7 protein-coding genes are annotated in these 16,677 nt (G+C 60.4%); all 7 read left to right on the forward strand.

Features of this window, described 5'->3' with window-relative positions; genetic code table 11:
- Positions 1 to 89: 89 nt before the first annotated feature.
- The 7 genes from M5B99_RS04605 to M5B99_RS04635 all read left to right on the forward strand — a co-directional run bounded on the left by M5B99_RS04605 (position 90) and on the right by M5B99_RS04635 (position 16,650).
- On the forward strand, positions 90 to 455 hold the full coding sequence (locus M5B99_RS04605; RefSeq protein WP_263860401.1) for a DUF4902 domain-containing protein: 366 nt from the start codon (positions 90 to 92) through the stop codon (positions 453 to 455).
- A gap of 88 nt (positions 456 to 543) precedes the next feature.
- Positions 544 to 1,161, forward strand: a complete 618-nt coding sequence (locus M5B99_RS04610; protein WP_248802864.1) for an acyl-homoserine-lactone synthase — start codon at positions 544 to 546, stop codon at positions 1,159 to 1,161.
- 173 nt (positions 1,162 to 1,334) lie between these two features.
- Positions 1,335 to 9,587, forward strand: coding sequence for a non-ribosomal peptide synthetase (locus M5B99_RS04615; protein WP_248802865.1), 8,253 nt, complete (start codon positions 1,335 to 1,337; stop codon positions 9,585 to 9,587).
- Entirely contained in the window at positions 9,584 to 11,278 is a 1,695-nt protein-coding gene (locus tag M5B99_RS04620) for a thioester reductase domain-containing protein (protein WP_248802866.1), read from the forward strand. The genes M5B99_RS04615 and M5B99_RS04620 overlap by 4 nt, the downstream gene beginning before the upstream one ends.
- A 61-nt stretch (positions 11,279 to 11,339) precedes the next feature.
- Complete coding sequence (locus M5B99_RS04625) at positions 11,340 to 13,136, forward strand: fatty acyl-AMP ligase (RefSeq protein WP_248802867.1); 1,797 nt, start codon at positions 11,340 to 11,342, stop codon at positions 13,134 to 13,136.
- Positions 13,133 to 14,920 carry an acyl-CoA dehydrogenase family protein gene (locus M5B99_RS04630; RefSeq protein ID WP_248802868.1) on the forward strand — a complete coding sequence of 596 codons (1,788 nt, stop codon included), beginning with the start codon at positions 13,133 to 13,135 and terminating at the stop codon, positions 14,918 to 14,920. Before M5B99_RS04625 ends, M5B99_RS04630 begins: the two co-directional genes overlap by 4 nt.
- The gene (locus M5B99_RS04635; protein WP_248802869.1) at positions 14,917 to 16,650 is read left to right on the forward strand and encodes an acyl-CoA dehydrogenase family protein; all 1,734 of its coding nucleotides are present in this window, start codon (positions 14,917 to 14,919) and stop codon (positions 16,648 to 16,650) included. Before M5B99_RS04630 ends, M5B99_RS04635 begins: the two co-directional genes overlap by 4 nt.
- Positions 16,651 to 16,677: the final 27 nt, after the last annotated feature.

A 16,677-nucleotide genomic window follows, 5' to 3' on the forward strand; every position in this document is an offset into this window, starting at 1 on the left:
CCAAAAAACTTGATGCTTCATCACTGAGCTCCCATCCTTGTGAGTAGCGCGATCATTTCGCAACCTATAGCTATCAATCGAGAACGACTATGCTGACTCCAGACGGATACATTCGCATGACATTCAGCGATTTCTGCACCCTGTCGCTGAAGCAGGATATTGCCTGGCCTGACCCCTCACTGCTGGAAGAACTTCGAGGCCTGGGCGTCAGCGTCGAATCGGCCGGGTACTGCGAGTGGGCCGGGGATCGCACAATACCACGGGTCAGTCTAGGTTGGGGGTGGTTGCGGCGCGCCAATACCGCCACCCTCGTATTAGCCCCCGGCGGCATCAGCTCCAACGTCATGTTGCGCACCCCCAACGGCTATGATCTGGGCGCCAAATTGACTGAAGAACTGCTCGCTTCCTGGCTCCACAGTCAACCCTGGCAAGTTGGCGTCCCTCAGCCCTGCTGAGCGCCCCCCCCCTGCCCAAAAGGGCAGCTTATCCTGATCAACCTCTTGTGACTAACTAAGGATTCATTTTCAACAGTCCGAGAGTCGCATGCTACAGACCATAACCGGCACCGCCAGGGAGCTAGGCTCTCGCGTAGAGACGGCACTGGCATCATATCGTCATAAGATTTTCCTCGAAAAACTGGGATGGCCGCTCCCCTCCAAAAACGGAGAGGAAGTTGACGAATTTGATCGAGCCGATACTGTTTATGTTGTTGCAAAAAACCCACTGGGTGACATTTGCGGGTGCGCCCGACTCCTCCCCACGACACGCCCTTACTTGCTCAGTGAGGTGTTCCCCGAACTGATGGGTGACACCCCTCTGCCACACGCCGCCGATACTTGGGAGCTCTCTCGCTTTTCCGCAACAGCGCTTAACGAACCCAACAGCAATACACTCCAATCCTGGAGAAACACCTGCACCCTGGTGGCAGAAACTGTCGCGGCAGCGATTCAACTCGGGGCCGCACGGTTAATTGCCTTCTCCGCAGTGGGCAACGAACGTCTCTTGCGGCGTATGGGTGTCACGGTTCACCGGGTGTCAGCGCCGCAGTTGATCGATGGAAAACCAGTACTGGCATTCTGGATTGAGATTGATGAGCAAACGAAAAGCGCACTCAATATAACCTACCCACCCTCCTCGCACCCGCTTAAAACAAACTCATAGTTTTCACGAAAAGCCCCTATCTTGCTTATCGCGCGCTACATACGGTTTTGGCCATATCACAATATTCCAGTTGCCTATCTGTAAAGCTGTCCACGTCAACAACCAGAGATCACAACTTCGATTTTTTCAGTATTGAACATATCGACTTAAACCGCGCAGGAAGCCTTTGAAGAATGAACAGCCATCATGACCCGCTCCTCGGCAGCTCCCAACCTGTAACCCCCCTCCCTTTATCCACTGCCCAGCGCGGGGTGTGGGTAGCACAGCGCATAGACCCGAGTAACCCTCGCTATAACTGCGCAGGATACCTTGAGATTGTGGGGCCTGTTGAGGTTGAGCTCTTTCAGCAAGCCATCGCCCTTGCCTTGCAGGAGACAGAAGCGCTACGGGTACGATTCGTTGAGAAGCAGGGTGAACCCTGGCAGGTCATTGAACCGCACGACGCTCAGCCACTGATGGTGATTGACCTGAGCGAACAAGCCGATGCTCGGCAGGCGGCCCAGTCCTGGATGAAGCGAGACCTGAGTACCGCCCAGGACCTCACCCACTCACAACTGCACCTGCATGCACTGTTCAAGCTGGGTCCTGAGCATTCATTCTTTTACCTGCGTTATCACCATATCCTGATGGATGGGTACGGCCAGACGCTCTATTGGCGGCGTATCGGCGAAATATACAGTGCATTGTCGGCGCAACAGGAATGCCCCGTTTCCAACGCCAGCCCCTTGTCCGTGATTCTTGCAGACGAAGCCCAATACGAGGCAAGCGCCAAGCACGAGGAAGATCGACAGGCGTGGCTGGACAAGTTGCAGCAACCGCCGGCGTCCTTGCAACTGTCCGAGAGCGTCACGCTTTCCAACCGCGGCATGCGCCGCCTGAGTACGCCACTGCCGGCGCTGATGGAAACTGGCTTACAAGCATGTGCCAGGTCCATCGGGACACGCTGGTCGGTACTGATCATTGCTGCAATGGCGATCTACATCCGCAAATTGAGCAACAGCAATGACCTGCTGCTCACGCTGCCTGTTTCAGCCCGGCTGGACGCCGCGGCACGCTCAACACCCACCATGCTGGCCAATGAACTGCCGCTGCGTCTCCATGTAACGCCCCATTCGTCTTTCAAGCAGCTGGTCCACGACGTCACACGTAACCTCGGCTTCGTTCTGGCCCACCAGCGTTATCGTGGCGAAGCCCTTCACCGGGATCAACAGCGTGGCGGTGCGCGCACGCGTCTGGGCGGACCGGTGATCAACGTCATTTCGTTTGACCAGGAAGTTCGCTTTGGTGATTGCGTGACGGTGCCGCACTACCTGTCTACCGGCCCAGTGGAAGATCTGCTGATCGGCTGTTACGGGCGAGCCGATGGCAGCGGGCTACAACTGTTCTTCGACGCCAATCCGGAGCGCCATAGCCAAGCGGACCTGAAAACGCATCAAGATCGGTTTCTGCAAGTATTGGGTGCGCTCCTGGAGGCGGAACCCGACCTGCCCGTCCAAGGGATCGATGGCCTGTTACCCGTTGAACGAAGCCTGCTGGCGAAGTGGAATGCGACTGAACGCCCCTATGACCTGACTCGCAGTCTTGATGAGCTCTGGGACGAACAGGCACGGCGCACACCTGATCGCATCGCGCTCGCAGGTCCTGCAGGCACGCTCACCTATAGCGAGTTGCAGAGCGCCATCAATCGTTTGACCGCTCACCTGGTCGCCTTGGGCGTGCAGCCTGGGCAGAGAGTGGGGGTCTGCGACGTTCGCTCGCTAGAGATGGTCATTTCCCTGTTCGCCGTACTTAAAAGCGGTGCCGCTTACGTCCCACTCGATCCGGAACTGCCGAGCGAGCGCCTTGCCTTTCAGGTCGCTGATGCGCAGTTGGTAATGGTCCTGACCCGCAGCACCCTGACCAGCACCCTCGCGGAACTGCAGGACAGCGAATGCATGATCCTCTGCGTGGATCGAACGTTGCCTGATTTACCCCATCCGGCCGTCCCGTTGAAGCACCTCGCCAGCCCGGAACAAGCCGCCTATGTGATCTACACATCGGGGTCGACCGGGCAGCCCAAAGGTGTCGCGGTCCCCCATCAAGGGGTGGTGAATCGCATTCTGTGGATGCAGGAACAGTACTCGCTTCAAGCCGACGATTGCGTACTGCAAAAAACCCCCTTCACCTTTGATGTCTCGGTCTGGGAGTTTTTCTGGCCATTGCTGTTCGGCTGCCAACTGGTCCTGGCCGAGCCTGGCGCTCACCGAGACCCGCGTCACATTGCCCAACTGATTCGTGACTACAAGGTGACCACCCTTCACTTCGTGCCCTCCATGCTCGATCTCTTTCTCGAAGAGCCCGGTCTGTCGGATGCGAGTCCGTTACGTCGCGTTTTTTGCAGCGGCGAGGCCTTGCGCGCAGGTACCGTGAAGACTTTCTTCGAAACCTTCACACCTGCGACTCAAGTCGCCTTGCTCAACCTCTACGGCCCCACAGAGGCGTCCATCGACGTCACGCACTGGACCTGCTCCGCGGCCGATACACAGGGCTCGGTACCCATTGGCTACCCCGTTGCCAATACCCAGTTGCATATCCTCGATGAGGCCAGGTGTCCGGTGCCGATCGGAACGGTGGGTGAGCTGTACATCAGTGGTGTGCAGGTTGCCTTGGGCTACATCAACAGGCCGGAAATGAGCGCCATGCGTTTCTTGCCCGATGCCAACGGCCGGGGCCAGATCTACCGCACCGGTGATTTGGCGCGCTATCGACGAGACGGCGCCATCGAATTCCTCGGACGCCTGGATGACCAGGTCAAGATCCGCGGATTTCGTATCGAGCCCGGAGAAATTGAAAGCGTCCTGATGAGTCATCCCCGCGTCGCAGTGGCTGCCGTCACAGCCTGGCAACCTCCCGTGGGAGAGCCCCGCCTGGTGGCCTATATCGTAAACACCACCGGTGAGACCTCGTCGACGAAAGAACTGGTCGAGCATCTGTCACTCAGCCTGCCTGAGTACATGATTACGCAGCATTTTGTGTTCCTCGACGCGCTGCCCCTTTCGCGAAATGGCAAGCTTGACCGTAGCGCGTTGCCGGCACCGCTGATCGAGCAAGTCCGTGCTGCGTTGCCCCTCGAGACACCCGAGGAACACCTGCTTGGCGATATCTGGCAAAGCCTGTTGGGCATCGACTCGCCCGATCCCGAGCTGTCATTTTTTGCGCTGGGTGGGGATTCAATGCTCGCCATTCGCGCCCGTTCACTGGCCGAGCAACAAGGTTACAGCTTCGACGTCCAGGACGTTTTCAACTACCCGACCCTGCGCCAACTGGCCACACGCTTGCGACCGTTCAACAGGGAAACGCCGGTCACCCGTGCTCAACCTTTCGATCTGTTGCGCCCGCAGGATCGCTCGCGGCTACCTTCCGGCCTGGTGGATGCCTATCCCTTGTCCGCGATGCAAGGCGGGATGATTTACCACGCGGAACTGGCCAGCGACAGCTCGGTCTACCGCGTGGTGACCAGCCTGCATATCGCGACCCGTCTTGATGAGACGTTGTTGCGCAACGCCATCGACGCCACCGTGCAAAGGCACCCGGTACTTCGAACGCGCTTTGACCTTTCAACGTTCAGCGAGCCCTTGCAGTTGGTGCAGGAGCACGCCACAGCGCCACTTGAAGTGATCGACAGCCTGCTGGGACAGCCGGCGGAGGCCATCGACAGGCACCTGGCGGCCTGGGTCGATAACGCCAAACACCATCATTTCGAGCTTTCCAATGCCTCATTGATGGCCTTTACCGTCCACCTGCGCGAGCCCAATGCCTTCCAACTATCGGTCATCGAGCACCACGTCATCCTCGATGGATGGAGCGATGCGGCGATGCTGGAAGAAATTGTCGAACGTTATGCCGCCGCACTGGAAGGCCAAGACCTCTGGCTGCCGCAACTCCCCTCGTCCTACCGCGACTTCGTGGCTGCCGAGCGCGAAGCCATGCTGGACCAGTCGGCCCGTGACTTCTGGCGCAAAACCTTGGCCGGCAGCGAACCCACCCTCCTGCCACGCGCCAGTGACAAGCCCTTGGGCAGCAACACCAGCCGACACCGAGCATTCGAAGTCAGCGTAGCACCTGCGCTGCTGGGCCAATTGCAGCAGTTGGCGCGCACACAAGCCCTGCCCTTGAAAAGCTTGCTGGCGGCGGCGCACCTGGCCGTTCAGCGCCTGGTGGGCAACGCCGAGCACGTAGTCACCGGGATGGTGGTCAATGCCCGACTGGAAGAGGATGGTGGTGATGCCGTACTCGGGGTGTTCCTCAATACGCTGCCGCTGAGCGTCGACACCCGCGAGCAAAGCCTGCTCGAGCTGGCCCAGCGCGCCTTCGCTTTCGAGCGCGATGCCGCCCCCTACAGGCGCTTTCCCTTTACCGAGATAGAACAACTGGCCGACGGCCTGCAACTGGACAGCTATGTCAACTTCATTGATTTTCACAGCCTATGGAAACGCCGAGACGCAAACGGGGCTCTGATTCGTCACGGCATCGGTGTGGCAGAGACCAACTACCCCTTGGCAGTGAACTTCCTCATTGATCCGGTCGAGGGGCATTTGCGCGCATGGCTGGACTGTGACCTGAATAGTCTGGATGAAGCGTTCTGCGACCGGCTTGCCGGTTATTACGCCAAAGCGTTGATCGCCTTGGTGCAACAGGGTGACTGCTACGTCGCTGAGCTGGCACTGATGGAGCCTGCCGAGCACGTCAGGCTCGATGCCTGGAACCAGACGGACGTCGACTTCGACAGAAGCGCCACCGTGCACAGCCTGTTCGAGCAGCAGGTGGACCTCACCCCTGATGCGATCGCACTGGCCCACCGCGATAGCGACATCAGCTATCTGGCACTCGATACACAAGCCAATCGCCTGGCTCACCAGCTCATCGCCGGAGGGCTCAAGCCTGGCAGTCTGGTAGGGGTCAGCCTCTACCGAGGCATCGACATGGTGACAGCCATCCTTGCCGTGCTCAAGGCTGGCTGCGCCTATGTGCCACTCGACCCGGAGTACCCCTACCAGCGTCTTGCTTTCATTGCCGAAGACTCCGGCTTGGCAGCCCTGGTAGCGGAACGCAGCTGCCAGATAGTCGACCGGGTCCAGCACTGTGTGCTGATCGACCGCGACAAAGCGGCTATCTCACAGCGCTCAAGCCAGCGCCCCAATCTGGAGCTGGAAGCCGAAGCCACGGCCTATGTGATCTACACGTCCGGCTCTACCGGCTTGCCCAAAGGCACGGTCATTCGTCATCGCAACGTCACCAACTTTTTCGAAGGCATGGACCGACGTATCGGCTGCAAGGCGCAAGACACCGTACTGGCGCTCACCAGCATGTCCTTTGACATCTCCGTACTGGAGTTGCTGTGGCCACTGGCGCGAGGAGCCAAGGTGGTTATTGCCGGGGAGCGGATCATCCAGAACCTGGTGCCGGATCCCCAGGCCGCGGTCCGTCCTCTTGGACTGAGCCTGTTCTTCTTTTCGGCAGGCGCTGCCGATGATCAACGCCAGGAAGGTTATCGCCTGGTGCTGGAAGGCGCAAAAGCAGCGGACGCCATGGGACTGGAGGCCATTTGGACTCCGGAGCGGCACTTCCATGAGTTTGGCGGACTCTACCCTAACCCTTCAGTCATGTCCGCCGCGCTGGCGGCAGTGACCCAGCGGATCGCCATACGTTGCGGCAGCATCGTGGCGCCCTTGCACGATACGCTGCGAATGGCCGAAGAGTGGTCGCTGGTCGACAACATCTCACAAGGACGGGTTGGACTGGCCTTCGCTTCAGGCTGGAATGCCAATGACTTTGCCTTGGCGCCGCAGGCGTATGCCAATCGCAAACAGCAGATGCTTGAGCAAATCGACGAATTCAAGCGTCTCTGGCGAGGCGACTCGGTCGAACGGATAAATGGCAACGGTGACAGCGTCGCATTGCGCATTTTCCCAAGGCCCGTTCAGTCGCAACCGCCTATGTGGCTGACGTCGGCCGGCGCCATGGAGACCTTCGAACGTGCGGGGGCAAGCGGCGCGAACCTGTTGACCCACCTTCTGGGTCAGGACATCGACGAACTGGCACGCAAGATCAGTACCTATCGCAACGCCCGAAAAGCAGCAGGACACGCCAGTCCCGGACACGTGACGGTAATGGTGCACACCTACCTCGACGAAGACGCCGAACTGGCGCGCAGCAGGGCACGCGGCCCCTTCAGGGAATACCTGCGGACCTCCACCGAGCTGTGGCGGCTGTTGTTCTCCAGCATGGGCGTCGAGTACCCCGAAGTCATGACCGAGGAAGACATCGACTCGGTTCTGGATATGGCGGTTGATCGCTATTTCGACCGATCAGGCCTGTTCGGCTCTCCGGAATCGGTGAGCCCCACCTTGCGCGCCCTGGCCAGTGCCGGTGCGGATGAAGTGGCATGCCTGGTGGACTTCGGCATTGCCACCGATGACGCGTTGCAAGGCATAGCCGCACTGGGTCGGCTCAAGCAATTGCACGATGCCCAAGTGGCCGATGCCAGACATTGCTTTGCGCAACTGTGCCGTCGGCATGAGGTGACGCTGGTGCAAGGCACCCCGTCACTGATTGCCGCGGTCTGTGCGGAACCGCAAGCACTGGCAGCCCTGGAAAGCACCCGGGCAGTACTGGTCGGTGGGGAAGCATTCCCCGCGGGGCTGGCTGACCGTTTGCTGGCAGCCCTGCCCCACACACGCCTGTTCAATATGTACGGCCCTACCGAAACAACCATCTGGTCGACCGTGCACGAGTTACAGCGCCACCAGCATGGCAGCCTGATCCCGATTGGCAAACCCATCGCCAACACCGAGGTGTTGATATTGGATGCCCAGATGCGGCGTCTCCCCATCGGGGTGGCCGGCGAGCTGTGGATCGCGGGTGAGGGTGTATCCGGACTGTACCTTGGCCGCCCGGACCTGACGGCCGAGCGCTTCCCTGCCCATCCGCAGGGTCGCGGGCAGATTTATCGCACGGGCGATCGGGCACGCTGGAGGCCGGACGGCACGCTGGAGCTGCTCGGTCGTATCGACCGTCAGGTCAAGATTCTCGGACACCGTATTGAACCGGATGAAGTGGAAAGTGTGCTATCCCGGCATCCGGATGTCACCGCAGTGGCTGTTGTTCCCGTTGAAACCGCGACCGGCTATGAACTGATCGCCTATCTCTCCATGCAGGCCAATCCGGCCGACGCGCTGGCGCAAGACCGCCACATCTCGCGCTGGGGCGATATCTGGGAAGGCGCCTACGCCAACCCACAAAGCGGCGTCAGTCATGTTCCAGGCAGCGAGTTTGCAGGCTGGGCAAGCAGTTACACCGGGCTCCCCATCCCGATCGAGGAGATGCAAGAGTGGTTGGATCACACCGTTGCACGCGTGCGCAACCTGCTACCGCGCTCACTGCTAGACGTCGGGGTCGGGGTCGGCTTGTTGCTTCGCAACCTTGCGCCGTCGGTTGAGGCCTACCTGGGTATCGATGTGTCACAAACCGCATTGGCGGCCGCCAAGCAAAGCCTGTCAACGGTTGAGCATGCCCAGTGTCGGGTTGAACTGATCCATGGCGATGCCGGTGAACTGTCTTCGGTCACTACCGGAGCGGCTGATACGGTCGTCATCAACTCGGTCATCCAGTACTTCCCGAGCAGCGAATACCTGGAACGGGTAGTGACCGAGGCCGCGCGAGTTGTCAGCCCCCACGGCCAGGTGTTTATCGGCGATGTTCGCCATCTCGGCCTGCTGGAAGCCTTCCACGCTACTGTCCAATTGGAAAAGGCCGCGCCGCTGACAACGGCGGCCGAGCTGATCAACAACATCGCACGCAACGTCAAGGAAGAAGGTGAGCTCTGCCTGGCACCCGGTCACTTCATCGAACTGGCCAATCGGCTGGGTGGCTTCAGCGAGACACGCATCGAGCTCAAGCGCGGTCATGCCATCAACGAGCTGACCACGTTCCGCTATGACGTATCACTGATTGGCCGCGCCAAGCCGCAACCACACGAACCTGGCGTGAGCCGTGCGTGGGGCAGCCCCGAGCAACCCGCGAGCTTGGCCGCGCTGGAACAGTCGCTGTCCCGGATCGGCCAGGCGCCATTGACCGTCACCGGCATAACCAATCTGCGCCTGGTCAAGCCCCTGGCCCTGCTTCGCTTATTGGCCGAAATGCCATCCAGCACCATTGCCTGGGAACTGCAGCGCCAATTGTGGCTGGTCGAGGATCCGCACGCGCTCAATCCAGAAGACATCGCCAGCCTGGCTGAACGTATGGGCCTGGAAGTTCGACTGTTGATGCCGGAGCAAGAGCGGATGGATCGTTTCGATGCCTACTTCTCGCTACCCACGCCTCGCACTCAGCCCACAGAACGAACGGATGTTCAGTCCGCAGCCGTGTCCTTGGAGCAAACCTCTTGAATACGTCGACACGAACCAACAACCCCCTCGCGTCTATCACTCAGTCGGCCCTGCGCACCCAGTTGCGCCAGTTCGCCCGGCAACACCTGCCTGCCGCGATGCTGCCCTCGCGTTTCGTGCTGCTGGACGCGTTACCCAAGCTGCCCAATGGCAAAGTGGATCGCAAACGCCTGCCTGCGATCGAATTGACCCAGGAGGGCCGCGCCACGGGCGCGCAGGTCTACCAGCCGCCAGGTACTGCGGATGAGTTCCAACTGGTGCAGATCTGGCGTGACTTGCTGGGGGTCGAAAAAATCGGCATCACCGACAGTTTTTTCGACTTGGGCGGCAACTCGCTCAGCGCGGTGCAAATGATGGCCCGGGTGCGTGAAAGCTTCGGCACCTCGCTCAGTTTGCGCCAACTGTTCGAGAAACCGACGGTGTCCGCGCTCGCCCTGATGCTCGATGTGTCGCGCTCTGGAATTGCCGCATCGGCCTCTGGCGAGCGCAGCATGGCCCCCTCCGCCCTGCTCGAAGAGGCCCTGCTACCTGCCGATATCGTGCCTGTGGCGTTCATACCCGGCCAACCGACGGGCCCCTACAACAGGGTGCTGCTGACCGGCGGAACCGGATACACCGGTGCCTTTCTGCTACGCGAGTTGCTTGATCGTTCACAAGCCAGCATTGATGTGCTGGTGCGCGCCGCCGATACCGAACAAGCCAATCTCCGTATTCGCCAGAACATGGCCGAATACGGTTTGTGGCGTGACGCCGATGCGGCTCGCCTGCACGGTATTGCCGCAGATATCGGACGGCCATGGCTCGGCCTGGATCGTGCGAGCTACAGCGCACTGGCAGAGTCTGTCGATCTGGTGGTCCATAACGGAGCCCTCTCCAACTATGTACAGTCCTATTGGCAGCTCAAGCCTGTCAACGTACTGGGCACACTGGAGGTACTGCGCTTCGCCTGCCATTCGCGGACCAAGCCGGTTCACCACATTTCATCCCTGGCGGTATTTCCGGTGCTCAACGGCGAGCATCACTACAGTGAAGGGCCCCTACACAGCCCCGAACACGTGCTGGGCGGCTACCAGCAAACCAAATGGGTAGCCGACCGCCTGGTTACCCAGGCCGGCGAGCGTGGCCTGCCGGTCTGTATCTATCGACCCGGCCAGATCTGTGGCTCGCAAAGCAGCGGTGCGGCCTCCAGCGATACCTTTCTCAATGCTGTCATCAAAGGCTGTATCCAGGCTGAAGCGGCCCTGCCCTTCGACATCACCCTGGAGATGGTCCCCGTCGACTTCTGTGCCGCCGCCGTAGCTCATATCGCTCTCAACGGTCGACACCACGGACGCACGTTCCACCTGACAGGCGCTCGCCGCCTGCACTGGCAGGACGTGATCGACATGATCCGTGACTGTGGATTCCCCCTGCGGGACCTCTCCTACCAGGATTGGTACCGGGCAGTGGTCGGCGCTGTCGAGCGCGGCGAAGACAATGAACTGGCCAAGTACCTGATGCTGTTTGCCGAACATGAACCGTCGGCGGATGTCGGCCAGACCGGGGCGGCCTTGAGCTTCGACACTTCGCAATTGGATGCCGCCCTTTGCGGATCGGGGATTCATTGCAGGCCCCTGGACAGCGCGATGATGGCGACTTACCTGGACTACTTCCAACGCAGCGGCTTTCTGAAACCGCTGCCCGCCTTGTGAAACCCAACTGTCTCTCACCGCATATGAGCCGCCCGCTGGCGCGCGACTGGAGGATATGAACATGGTCAATTTGCAAAACACACCAACCGTACTGGAACTGATGCGCCACCACGCCTTGAACCGAGCGGATCAGGAGGCGGTCACACTGGTGCAGGACATCGAGAATGATGAAGCGCTGACGCTCAGTTATCGACAACTTGATGCCGCCGCCCGCGAATTGGCGGGCTGGTTGCAGGCCCGCTTCAGCACCGGCGAACGCATCCTGCTGCTGTACCCCGTGGGCCTGGATTTCAGCATTGCGTTCATGGCCTGTATCTACGCCGGGATGATCGCGGTCCCGGCACCGCTGCCCGGGCAATATCGGCACGAGCGCCACCGGGTGAAATCGATTGCGGTCGATGCCGGAGTCAGTGCGATCCTCACGGACCAGGACAATCTTGAAAAGGTCAAGACCTGGGGCAACGAAGAAGGTTTGCGCGGCTGTACCTACCTGGCCACCGATCAGCCTATCGAGTCAGATGCCAGCTGGCGCGCGCCGCAGATCGATCGCCAAACGGTAGTGCTGTTGCAATACACCTCGGGGTCAACCGGCGACCCCAAGGGCGTCATGATCACCCATCAAAACCTCTTGCATAACGTAGACAGCTACCGCCAGGCGCTCGGGTTCGACGAGAACACCCGTTTCGGTGGCTGGATCCCCCTGTTCCACGATATGGGGCTGATGGCGCAGTTGCTGCCCGCCCTGTTCCTCGGCAGCAGCTGTGTACTGATGACTCCCCAGGCGTTTGTGCTGCGCCCCTACAGCTGGCTGCGAATGATCGACAAGCACGACATTCACTATTCGGCCGCGCCAAACTTCGCTTTCGATCTTTGCTGCCGGCGCGTCACCGACGAACAATTGAGCCGACTCGATCTCTCTCGCTGGGCCTTTGCCACCAATGGCTCCGAGCCGATCCAGGCGGCGACCCTCAAAGGTTTCAGCACGCGCTTTGCGCTTGCCGGTTTCAACCCCGAAACCTTGTGCCCCTGCTACGGCATGGCCGAAGCGACAGTCTATGTCTCCGGCTATGGAAAGCGCGGCCCGTTGATCCGGAATGTGGACCTCCAGGCGCTCGCCAGCAAACGCTTCGAACTCGCCCGTGATGGCCAGCCTTCACGCCAACTGGTCAGTTGCGGTGTCCCGGTGGGGTTTGACGTTCGTATCATATGCCCCTCCTCACACGCTGCATTGGCCGCCGACCAGTTCGGTGAAATCTGGCTACGTGGCGACAGTGTTTCACCCGGGTACTGGCGCAAGGAAGCGGCCACGCAGACCACGTTCAACCTCACCACTGCCGAGGGCGAGAGCGGCTTCATGCGTACGGGGGATCTGGGCGTGATCCACCAGGGCGAGCTCTACGTCTGCGGCCGCATCAAGGAAATGCTCATCGTCCGGGGTCGTAACCTGTACCCCCAGGACATCGAGTTCGAACTGCGCCGCCATCATCCGGAATTGGCCAGTCGCCTGGGCTCCGCCTTCGGTGTGATGCTGGAGGGTGGTGAAGCGCTCGTGGTCACCCACGAAGTGCGCGGCCTGCCCGACACAGAGAAGCTGATCAGTCTCAGCCAGGCCATTCGCGGCACCGTCATGCGCGAGTTTGGTATTTACGCCGTGGGCGTGACATTGCTGCGTTCAGGCAGCGTAAGGCGGACCACCAGCGGCAAGATCCAGCGAGGGGCAATGCGTGAGCTGTTTCTGGCCAATGAACTGCCGGCGCTGTACGAGTCCCTGGATGCCACCGTTCAAGAACTGCGCCTGATGCAAGCGAAGAACGGTCTCATTGCCCAGGACCCGGCAATGGCCGGTGAATCAGCATGACGGGGCAAACCTCCTGTACTGAACCGGTAAGCCCAGCGGCGATTGGCTTGCTGTCGCCGGAACCCGTCGATCAGCAACTGGCCCGCCTGCTCAGAGCCTCCCAACGTTCCCGGGGGGCGTTTGCCGACGACCTATTGGCCGACCTGGACAGGCAGGAGGTTTTTCCATCAGCCGCGTGCCAAGTGCTGAATGATTTTGGCCTGCCTGCGTATTACGTTCCCCTGCAACACGGGGGGAAGCTCAACGACATGACCGAGTTGATGCAACTTTGGCGCGCGATCTCCCGTCACGACCTGACAGTCGCCATTGGCCATGGAAAAACCTTCCTGGGTAGTGTCTGTTATTGGCTGGCAGGCAGCCCGGATCAGCAGCTCCGGGCGGCCAACGAGGTCATCACTGGCAGTGTCTATGCCTGGGGGTTGACCGAACGCTCCCATGGCAGCGATTTATTGGCCGGGGAGCTGACGGCCACGCCGCAGGATAATGGCTGGACGCTGGAAGGTGAGAAATGGCTGATCAACAATGCCAGCCGAGGTCAAGTGATGTGCCTGCTGGCACGCACCTCAGCCGCCGGTGGTTCGCGGGGGTACAGCCTGTTTGTGTTGGACAAGCGCTTGCAGCCCGACACGGCTTTCAGCCTGCTGCCCAAGGTGAAAACCCATGGCATCCGTGGCGCGGACATCAGCGGCATAGCCCTGCACAAGGCCTTTGTGCCCCAACAGGCGATGATTGGTGCCCCAGGTGCAGGTCTTGAAATCGTCCTCAAGGCCTTGCAACTGACCCGTACCGCGTGCGTCGGGTTGTCATTGGGTGCGGCAGATCAGGCGTTTGAGATTACCGTGGATTTCATGCGGGCACGTGCCCTCTACGACCACCACCTGATCGATCTGCCTCTTGCCCGTGCCACCCTGGGCGAAGCGCTCGCCATGCACCTGTGCGCAGAACTGGTCGGGCTAGCCGCTACCCGCAGCGTCCACGCATTGCCCGAGGAGATGAGCGTGATCTCCGTGGTTGCCAAGGCCTTTGTTCCCGGCACCGTGGAGAGCCTGATCAAGCGGCTCGGTGAAATGCTCGGTGCCAGGGCTTTTCTCGATCGCGTGCATCGCGACGGGATGTATCAGAAGCTTGAGCGCGATCACCGTATCGTGCCGATTTTCGATGGCAGCACGGTGGTTAACCGCAGCAGCCTGATCACCCAGTTCCCGCTACTGGCCAGTGCCTGGAAACGGCCTCGGACCAGCACCACCGGCCTGGAGATCGTGTTGACCCCTGGCCTGGATCTACCTGCGCTCAACCCCGCACAGCTGCAGTTGATTGCATTGCAAGGCTGCAGTGTCCTGCAAGGACTGCCCAAGGCCTCAGCCCGAATCATTGCGCTGGCGACGGCGAAAAAAATCCCCAAACCCGTGGCCAGCCAATGCCGGCGCCTGCTTGCTCACGTTGAAGCACTGTACCGCGAGCTCGATCAGTACACCCCCACAACAGAGGGTGTTCCAGACGCCGCGTTCGAATTGGCAGGCCAGTATGAACGTTGCTTCGCCGGCGCAGTTTGCCTCCAGTTCTGGTTGTTCAATCACACCCGCGACGATGGCCCCGCATTGCGGCGCAAGCCGCAATGGCTGCAAGCGTGCCTTGCCTGGGTGCTGGGCACGCTGGGCGACCGGACAGAGGGTGAAGACAACGCCTTTGAAGCACTGACGTCGCTGCTGCTGGACCACGGGACAGCGTGGCCCGTTAACGGCATCTCCTTGCTGCGTGACACACCAGAAGAGGCTCATCCATGAACCCGACGCTACAGCCAAACGATGTCTCGCAACTCGAGGCACTCCTGGGCGATCCATGGCAAGTCCACAACACCACCGGTTTCAGTGCGGTCATTGATGCAGATGAACGCCAAGAGCTGTTACCGGCCGGAGAAACACTACTGGACCAATACCAACTCAATGCTCAATTCGTGCCGTTGGAATTGGGGGGACGCCTGGTCAGCCTCAATCGGCTGATCGCGGTGATGCGCTGTATCTTCCGGCGAGATCCGAGCCTGGGATTGGGATACGGTGCGAGCTCATTCCTCGCGGCCGTGAACGTGTGGACTGCTGGAAACCCCACGCAACAAGCCCAAGTGGCAGACGTACTGCTCAGCAACGGCAAGCTGGCGTGTGCTTATCATGAGCTCGAACACGGCAACGACATCTCCCGTGTCGCATGCCGCGCACAGCTCGGGCAGGAACGACTCACACTTGAGGGCGGCAAGCAGGTGATCGCCAACGCCGCGAGGGCCCGGGCACTATTGGTCTATGCCAGGACAGCCAGCGGCACAGGCGGCAGAAGCCATTCACAAATACTGTTTGAACGAGCGCAGGCTTCAGCGGGGAGCCTGGTGGACCAGCCGCGCTACAGCACTTCGGGGATGCGCGGGATCGCACTGGGTGGGGTCGAATTCAAGCAATGCGAGCTCCCCGTCGACAACCTGGTCGGAAAGCCGGGTCAAGGTCTGGAAACCACGCTCAAGGCGTTCCAACTGACCCGTGTCGCATTGCCGGGAATGTTCAGTGCCATCCTCGACAGCGGCCTACGCCTGACATTGAAACATTGTCGTACTCGCAGGCTGTACAACAAGCCCGCCAGCGAGCTGCCACAGGTTCGCGCCCGATTGGCAGAAAGTTTTGTCGACCTGCTGCTGTGCGATGCATTTGTCAGCGTTGCCGCCAATGCCGCCCATGTGGTCCCCGCCGAGCTGAATCTGTATGGCAGCGCCGTCAAGGCCCTGGTCCCGGCCGTCCTGGTAACGGCAATGGACTCATTGGCCAGTGTCCTGGGTGCGCACTCGTACGTGCGTGAAGGGGAAATGGCGATCTTTCAGAAGCTGCTACGTGATTTGCAACCGGTAGGTTTTGGGCATGCCGCGCGTATCAGTTGCCTGATGACTTTGCTACCGCAACTCCCCCTGCTGGCCAAGACCGGCTGGAACAGTGCAGCACCTGCTCCAAAGGGGCTCTTTGCGCTTGATTGGCAGCAGTCCCCGTTACATTTTGATCGTCTGGCGCTGTCCAGCGGCGGGCAGGACACCTTGCTCGCGTTCTTGCTGACGCTCTCGACCCAAGAGACACCCGAAGGTCGTTACGAAAGCGAGATTTTTCACTTGGTACGTCTGTTTGCCGACGAACTCAAGGCCCTTCGCGAACAATGTGCCGCCCTGCCCGCCCAGGAAACAACCGCGCGGGCGAGTCCGCAAAGCTTCCGCCTGGCCAGCCGCTACAGCGTCCTGCTGTGCGCCTCGGCCTGTCTGGGCATATGGCGGACACAGCAGGAGAACACCCGCGATCCGTTTCTGGCCGAGCCCGCCTGGGTCCTGGCCGTGCTGCTGCGCTTGGCTGCGCTTTGCGGACTGCCCCGTCAACGCCTGTCCGCGGCACTGACTGAAACGCTGCTCGACGAACTGACGCGGCGCTACTTGTCCCGGCAGAGCTTCGATCTGGCCCGACTGCCGTTGGCCGCGACGGCGGGTTGGCACTGACGCCCGATACACCCTAGGCACAGCTCA

Source organism: Pseudomonas sp. MWU13-2100 (assembly GCF_023242365.1).
GTDB lineage: Bacteria > Pseudomonadota > Gammaproteobacteria > Pseudomonadales > Pseudomonadaceae > Aquipseudomonas.